Annotated in this window: 4 protein-coding genes; 3 read left to right on the top strand and 1 reads right to left on the bottom strand. The window is 68.6% G+C overall.

All coding sequences use genetic code 11. The annotated features are described in order from the left end of the window. Nucleotides 1-581: 581 nt before the first annotated feature. Entirely contained in the window at nucleotides 582-2,948 is a 2,367-nt protein-coding gene (locus OG272_RS46485; protein ID WP_328222102.1) for a Helicase associated domain protein, read from the top strand. 93 nt (nucleotides 2,949-3,041) lie between these two features. On the opposite strand, the gene OG272_RS46480 is transcribed toward OG272_RS46485, so the two are convergent. Beyond that, the gene (locus OG272_RS46480) at nucleotides 3,042-3,227 is read right to left on the bottom strand and encodes a hypothetical protein (protein WP_327726184.1); all 186 of its coding nucleotides are present in this window, start codon (nucleotides 3,225-3,227) and stop codon (nucleotides 3,042-3,044) included. Between the two features lie 158 nt (nucleotides 3,228-3,385). On the opposite strand from OG272_RS46480, the gene tap reads away from it, so the two are divergent. Together tap and tpg are read left to right on the top strand one after the other, a co-directional pair. Beyond that, on the top strand, nucleotides 3,386-5,503 hold the full coding sequence (tap, locus tag OG272_RS46475) for a telomere-associated protein Tap (protein ID WP_327726185.1): 2,118 nt from the start codon (nucleotides 3,386-3,388) through the stop codon (nucleotides 5,501-5,503). Between the two features lie 91 nt (nucleotides 5,504-5,594). Beyond that, nucleotides 5,595-6,152 (top strand): telomere-protecting terminal protein Tpg, encoded by a 558-nt coding sequence (gene tpg, locus OG272_RS46470; RefSeq protein WP_327726186.1) that lies wholly within the window; start codon nucleotides 5,595-5,597, stop codon nucleotides 6,150-6,152. Nucleotides 6,153-6,211 lie beyond the last annotated feature (59 nt).

The following is a 6,211-nucleotide window of genomic DNA, read 5'->3' as shown; positions in this document are numbered from 1 at the left end:
GCAGCGCTGGCGCGCTGCATAGTGACGCCCTCCGCTTCGCTTCGGGCGTGGCTCCGCTGACGCTCCGCCAGATTCCCCCGCAAGCGGGGGAATCGAATTCCGCAAGCGGAATTCTGAGTGCATGTCAATTCGCGCAGCGCGAATTGAGGGAATCCCGCAAGCGGGATTCCTGAGGCTGGCAGTAAGGGGTGGGTGCATCGCGCGCGGGACTGTGTAGGGCTTGGGATTCCCAGTCACCACCTCTGTAACGGATGTGACGGGTCGTCGGCCTGACGGAGTGCCGGCCTCGTTTGTAGTGACGGGTTCCGCTGCGCTCCACCCTGAACCCCTCCCCCCACTGTCTAACCTGTCCCGACGTGTTCACCAATGGCCTGTCAGCATACAGGGCAACCGGCCGTTCGTGAGTGAGATTGAGTCACTGTGCCACCTTCGGGTGCGAAGTTGGTGTGCGAGTGATGCATCACGAGTCGTGACTGTGTAGAGTCTGGGATCAGATGCTACACCCCTACCGTCGCGCACCTTGCGCCTTGGATTCCAATTGTTATTACGCGCCGCATTCCGCGAAATGGAGAGCACGGGGCATGGCCGTGAAGTTGCGTGATCACCAGATCGAGGCCGTTGCCGCTATTGTGCGGGGTCTTGATGTTCCGCCGGGTGGTATTCCCTGGAATGGTCTTCGTGGGCAGGTGCACGCGGCGTGTGGGACGGGGAAGACCATCATGGCTGCCGCGTCGGCGAGGCGGCTTGTGCCCAGGGGGCGTGTGCTCGTGCTGGTGCCGACGCTGGATCTTTTGGCGCAGACGGTGAGGGCGTGGCACGAGGCTGGACACAAGGGGCCGGCGGTGACGGTGTGTTCGCTCCAGGACGATCCGGGGCTGTGGTCGTTGAAGGTGCGCTCCACGACGAACCCGATCCAGTTGGCGCTGTGGCACGGGCAGGGGCCGGTGACCATCTACGCGACGTACGCCAGCTTGGGTGTCCTGGCGGAGGCTTTCGAGGGTGTCTACGGTCAGAAGCTTGATCCAGTAGACCTTGCGGTGGTTGATGAGGCGCACCGGACAAGTGGCTCAATGGGGAAGGCGTGGGCGGACATCCACGACCAGAGCGTCATCCCGGCCTACCGGCGGCTGTACCTGACGGCGACGCCGCGGATCTGGGAGGAGCGGCTGAACCGCGAGGTTACGGAAGGGGTGCGGGATCCGCTGCCGCGTGAGATGGCGGCGTCCATGGACGACGAGAGGGTCTTCGGGCCGGTCCTGTACAAGCTCTCGCTCGCCTCTGCCGTTTCCCGGGGCTTGTTGGCGCGGTACCAGATCATCGTCCTGGAGCTGAAGGACCCGGTCGTCACGCCGGAGCGGCTGATGGGCGAGGAGCGGCACAGCGAGGAGGTCCGCGGTCAGCGGCTCGGGGCGCTGCAGGCCGCGTTGCTGCACACGATGGCGCAGCACGACCTGTCGACGTGCATCACCTTCCACCACCGCACCATCGAGGCGCAGGCGTACGCCGAGGGCCTGGAGCGCGTCGCGGCGAAGCTGCACGCCGACCAGCCCGAGACATACCCGAAGCGGATCTGGGCCAACTGGCTGTGCGGCGAGCACGTCCCCGAACGCCGGCGGGAAGTCCTCGGCTCGTTCGGGACCACGGCGCAGCGGGCCGTGCTCTCCAACTGTCGGGTCCTGGGCGAGGGTGTCGATATTCGAAGCGTGGATTCAGTCGCCCTCCTGGACCCCAAGGGCGCGCCGCACGACATCGTCCAGGCCATCGGCCGGGCGCTCCGGCAAAAACCCGGGCAGGGCAAGCTCGCCTCTCTGATCGTGCCGGTATTTCTCCAGCCGGGCGAGCAGCCGGAGGACATGTTCACCTCGGGGTCGTATCGCCCTTTGGTGAAGGTATTGGAAGGTCTACGGGCTCACGACGAAGAGGCCGTGGAGTTGCTTGCGATTCCGCAGGAGCCGCAGAAAGACGTCGCGCAGCCGTCCGTGAACATCGGTGTCGCGCCGGAGGAGGGCGAGGAAGAATCCCGGCTGCTGCTCCGTTTCGCCGCCCCCAGGGATCCGGTGATGGTCGCGGACTGGGTGTCCTTCAACGTCATCGACACCGAACGCCAGGACTGGGCCCGCGGCTGGGCCGCACTCAAAAAATTCACCGAACGGGAGCGGCACGCCCGCGTGCCCTACGGACACCGCGAGGGCGCGACACCGCTTGGACAATGGGTCGCGGAACAACGACGGGCCTACGGGGCGGGGCAGATGACCGGCCAGCGCGCGAGGCGACTCGAGCAGTTGGGCATGGTGTGGTCCCTGGCCGATGAGCGGTTCCAGGAGAACCTGGAAGCCGCGAAGGCCTACTACGACCAGCACTGGACGCTGTGCGCGCCCCGGCCCGCGACCATGCTCGACCGGCCGTTGGGGATGTGGCTCGCGAATTTGAGGCGGCCAGGTGCACTCGACGGACACCCTGAGTGGAAGGCGGCGCTGGAGGCCGTGGACGAGGACTGGAACCCGGAGTGGCCGGCGGAGTGGCAGCGGCACTACGCCGCGCTGCGCGAGCTCGTACGCGACGAAGACGGACAGGCCGACGTCCTGCCCGGCCTCACCGTCCACGGCATGGACATCGGGAAATGGCTGGCCCGACAGCGGAAACCGGCAGTCTGGCAGGCCCTGACCGACGGACAGCGCGAGCGCCTGGAGCAGCTCGGCATCACACCGCTCGCCCCGGAGCCGGAGGAGCCCGCAAGGGCTTCTACGACGTTCGAGCGGGGCGTCGCGGCCCTCGCGCAGTACAGAGCCCGCACCGGCACCGTGACCGTCCCACGCGGGCACACAGAGTGGCTGGAAGACGGAACCGAGGTCCGACTCGGGGTATGGCGCAGCAACATGCGCAGCAGGCGAGACTCGCTGCCCGATACGCGGCGCCAGCTGCTCGCGGACCTCGGTCTGTTCGACTGAGGGATGGCTCAGTGGCTGGTCGACGCGCTGCGTGGCGGGGGGCTGCTGGACGGGACTTCTGATCGCAGAGTTCTGTCTACGTCCCCGCTTCGCTCAGGAAACCGGCTCGGGAACGTCACCCGGCTTGACCGGCACGATCTCGACACGTGTGCAGCCCACAGCTTTGAGTTCGGTGCGGCGACACTTCGCCGACCGTTTGTCGTACCTGCCGGCCGACGCCTGCGGGGCACCGTCAGGGTCGGTCCACAGCAGACCGTAGTGCTGCATCACGCTCGTCATGGCGATCACACTTCCCCTCCCCCGACGGCCATAAGCACGCTGCGCGAAGCTCACCGCCGGCAAACTCACCGCACCCGCCGCGCTGGAATGGGCGCAGAAAGGTTAAGGAGTGGGATAAGTTTGTGGTTAAGGACTGCCTGGAGCAAGGGTGCAGGGTCATGCCATCCGAGGAAGAGCTGTTCGCGTCCGTTGACGCTCTGCTGAACGAGGAGCCGCACCTGCCGCCACCGGCGGAGCGTGCCCGGCTGCGTGAGGCCGCCGGCATCACGCAGGCCCGCCTGGCGGCCGCGTTGAAGACGACGACCCAGTCGGTGAAGAACTGGGAGAACGGCCGCAGCGAGCCGAAGTCGCCGCGCCTGGATGCCTACCAGCGGCTGCTGAACGGGTGGGCGGCGAAGTACCCCGCCCCCGGCACAGCTCCGACAGCTCCGGTTGCCGCGACCGTGCCTGCGGCGTCTGCCGAACCGGGTGCGTCCAGGGCGGAGACGGCAGATGCCCCGGCCCCGCAGGCTTCCGCCGTTCCGGCTGCGGCGCCGGCACGCCCCGCCACCCCCCGGCCCGCCACCGCATCGCGGCGTCCGGCCACGAAGAGGGCGGCGCAGCCGGCAGCAGATCCGCGCTTCCCGCACGGCCCGCTCGCGGTCCTGGACGGTGACGGCTGCGCGTACGGCACGGGCGGGATCGTGCTGGACTGCCCGGCGGCCACCGTTCCGGAGTTGGTGGAGTGGACGCTGCGCGAGTCCGGCCTCGGTGCCGCGAAGCTCAACCGCTACGGCAAGGACTCCGACCCGCTGATCGTCCTCACCGCCGCAGCCGCCGTGAAACTCGGACTGCCCGAGCGCCTGGAAGGCCACGAACAGCGCCGCTCCCTGCGCCTTCCCGAGGATCACCCGGTGGTCAAACAGGTGGTGAAGGCGAAGTGGCGGCTCACCCAGCGCGGGTTCGGCCCGTGGGCAAGGATCTACCGCAAGGCCCAGGGCCGCGACCGGCAGTGCGTGCAGCTCGCGATCCTGTCCTGGGACGCGCTCGATGAGCGGTCCTGGCCCGGGGTGGCGGAGATGGAGCCGGCCGACGTCGCCCGCGTCCTCGGCGTGTACGCGACCCGGGTCATCACCCCGCGCGGCTCCACAGCCGTATCGGGCCTTGAGCTGATGACCGCGCTGCGCCCGCCCACCCGCGCGGTGCGCGACGAGGCGAGCGGGAACTGGGTGCCCGGCCACAACCCCGGCAGCCTTGGCACCGAGCCGATGGACCCGGCGCCGCCGGAGGCCACCCCCGAGCACCCGGTCGTCGTGGACAGCGGCTGGAGCGGCGGGTTCTTGAACGAGGAGGCGTACCAGTGGGTGCGGCCGGTGGACCTGCTGAGCGATGAGGAGTGCACACTGCCCTTCGCGGTCGGCCTGGACCTGAACACGGCGTTCCTCGCCGCCGCGGCCCGCCTGGTCGTCGGCCTGTCCGGCCCCGACCACTTCCACGCCCCGACGTTCAACCCGAAGATCCCCGGGAGCTGGCTGGTCGACCTGTCCCACGTCGAGGTGGACCCGCGCCTGCCCTCACCGTTCACCCCGGACGGCACCCGGCCGACCGGACCTGCCTGGTACCAGACACACACCGTCGCCTACGCCCAGGAACTCGGCCACAACGTCCAGCCCCTGGAGGGGTACCTGCGCCGCGAGACCGGCGCCTACCTGGACCCGTGGCACGACCGCCTCAAGGAGGCGTACATCGACACCCTCGCCGACCTCGGCGTCACCAAGGAACTCACGGACGTGCAGTTCCTGGCGGCGATGGAGCGGCACAAGGACACCGACCCGGCCATGGCGGCGGTGCTGGCCGCCATCAAGGCCACCGTCAAGGGCGGCATCGGCAAACTGCGCGAACGCCCCCAGGGCAAGAAATACAAGGAGGGCGAACGGTGGCCGGCCCTCCAACGCCCCACCTGGCGCCCCGACATCCGCGCCGCCGTCATCTCCAAAGCACGGGTCAACATGCACCGCAAACTGCGCAACATGGCCACGATGACGGGGCTGTACCCGCTCGCCGTACTCTCCGACTGCGTCGTCTACCCCTCGCCAGGGGAGAGCCCGCTGGACTTCCTGCCCTACGCCGCATCGGGCAAGCCCCAGCCCGGCGGGTTCCGCCTCGGACCCACCCCCGGCCTGGCCAAGCTCGAAGGCGTCCAGTCGATGCTCTGGGCGGTCGACCTCATGGAACAGGGCCACAACCCCGCCCGCCACATCAAGGGCGGCGACGCCGTCCACGACGAAGGAGAGTAGGCCAGTGCCCGACACCGGCCCGACGCACACGACCCGGACCCCGCCGGCCGACACGAGCGGCCAGGCCCCCACCGTCGAGAAGGGCTGAGCCGTGGCAGAGATCGACGACGCCATCGAACGCGCCGACCGGGAAGCCTTCACCCGCCAGCCGCCCAAGACACTCAAAGGGCAGATCGGCTACCTGATCAAGCAGCTCAAGACGACCCGGGCTGTCGCTGAGGAGATCGGGGTCAGCCAGCGGTCGGTGGAGCGCTACCGCAAGGGCGAACGCAAGCACCCGCCACGCGCCATCGCCGAACGGATCGACGCTGCCGTACGGACCCGCTGGCAGCCCCAGGTCCGCAAGCGCCGACAGAAGCAGGCCGCCACCGCGACCGGGATCACCGTGGAGACCCGGGCCCGGTTCGGGTACACCGCACCCGTCGGCACCACCGACGACGGAAGATTCCGGCGCCTGACGGTGCACCTCCCCCCGGCGTACGCACAACGCCTGTTCGACGCCCGCAACACAGGCGCCAGCGACCAACAGATGCGCGGGATCATCGCCGAGGGATTCAAAGAGATCTACTTCCAAGACGGCGGAACCCGCGCCACAGGACTCTCCGACGTCACCCTCAACGACATCGACTACCTCGACCTCGACTACTGACGTGACGCTGGCCGCAGGCCAACACCTGCTTTGTGACTCAGCGGCGGACGAGGGCGGCA

The organism is Streptomyces sp. NBC_00104 (assembly GCF_045160825.1).
GTDB lineage: Bacteria > Actinomycetota > Actinomycetes > Streptomycetales > Streptomycetaceae > Streptomyces.
This window is presented reverse-complemented; position numbering and strand designations above follow the sequence as displayed.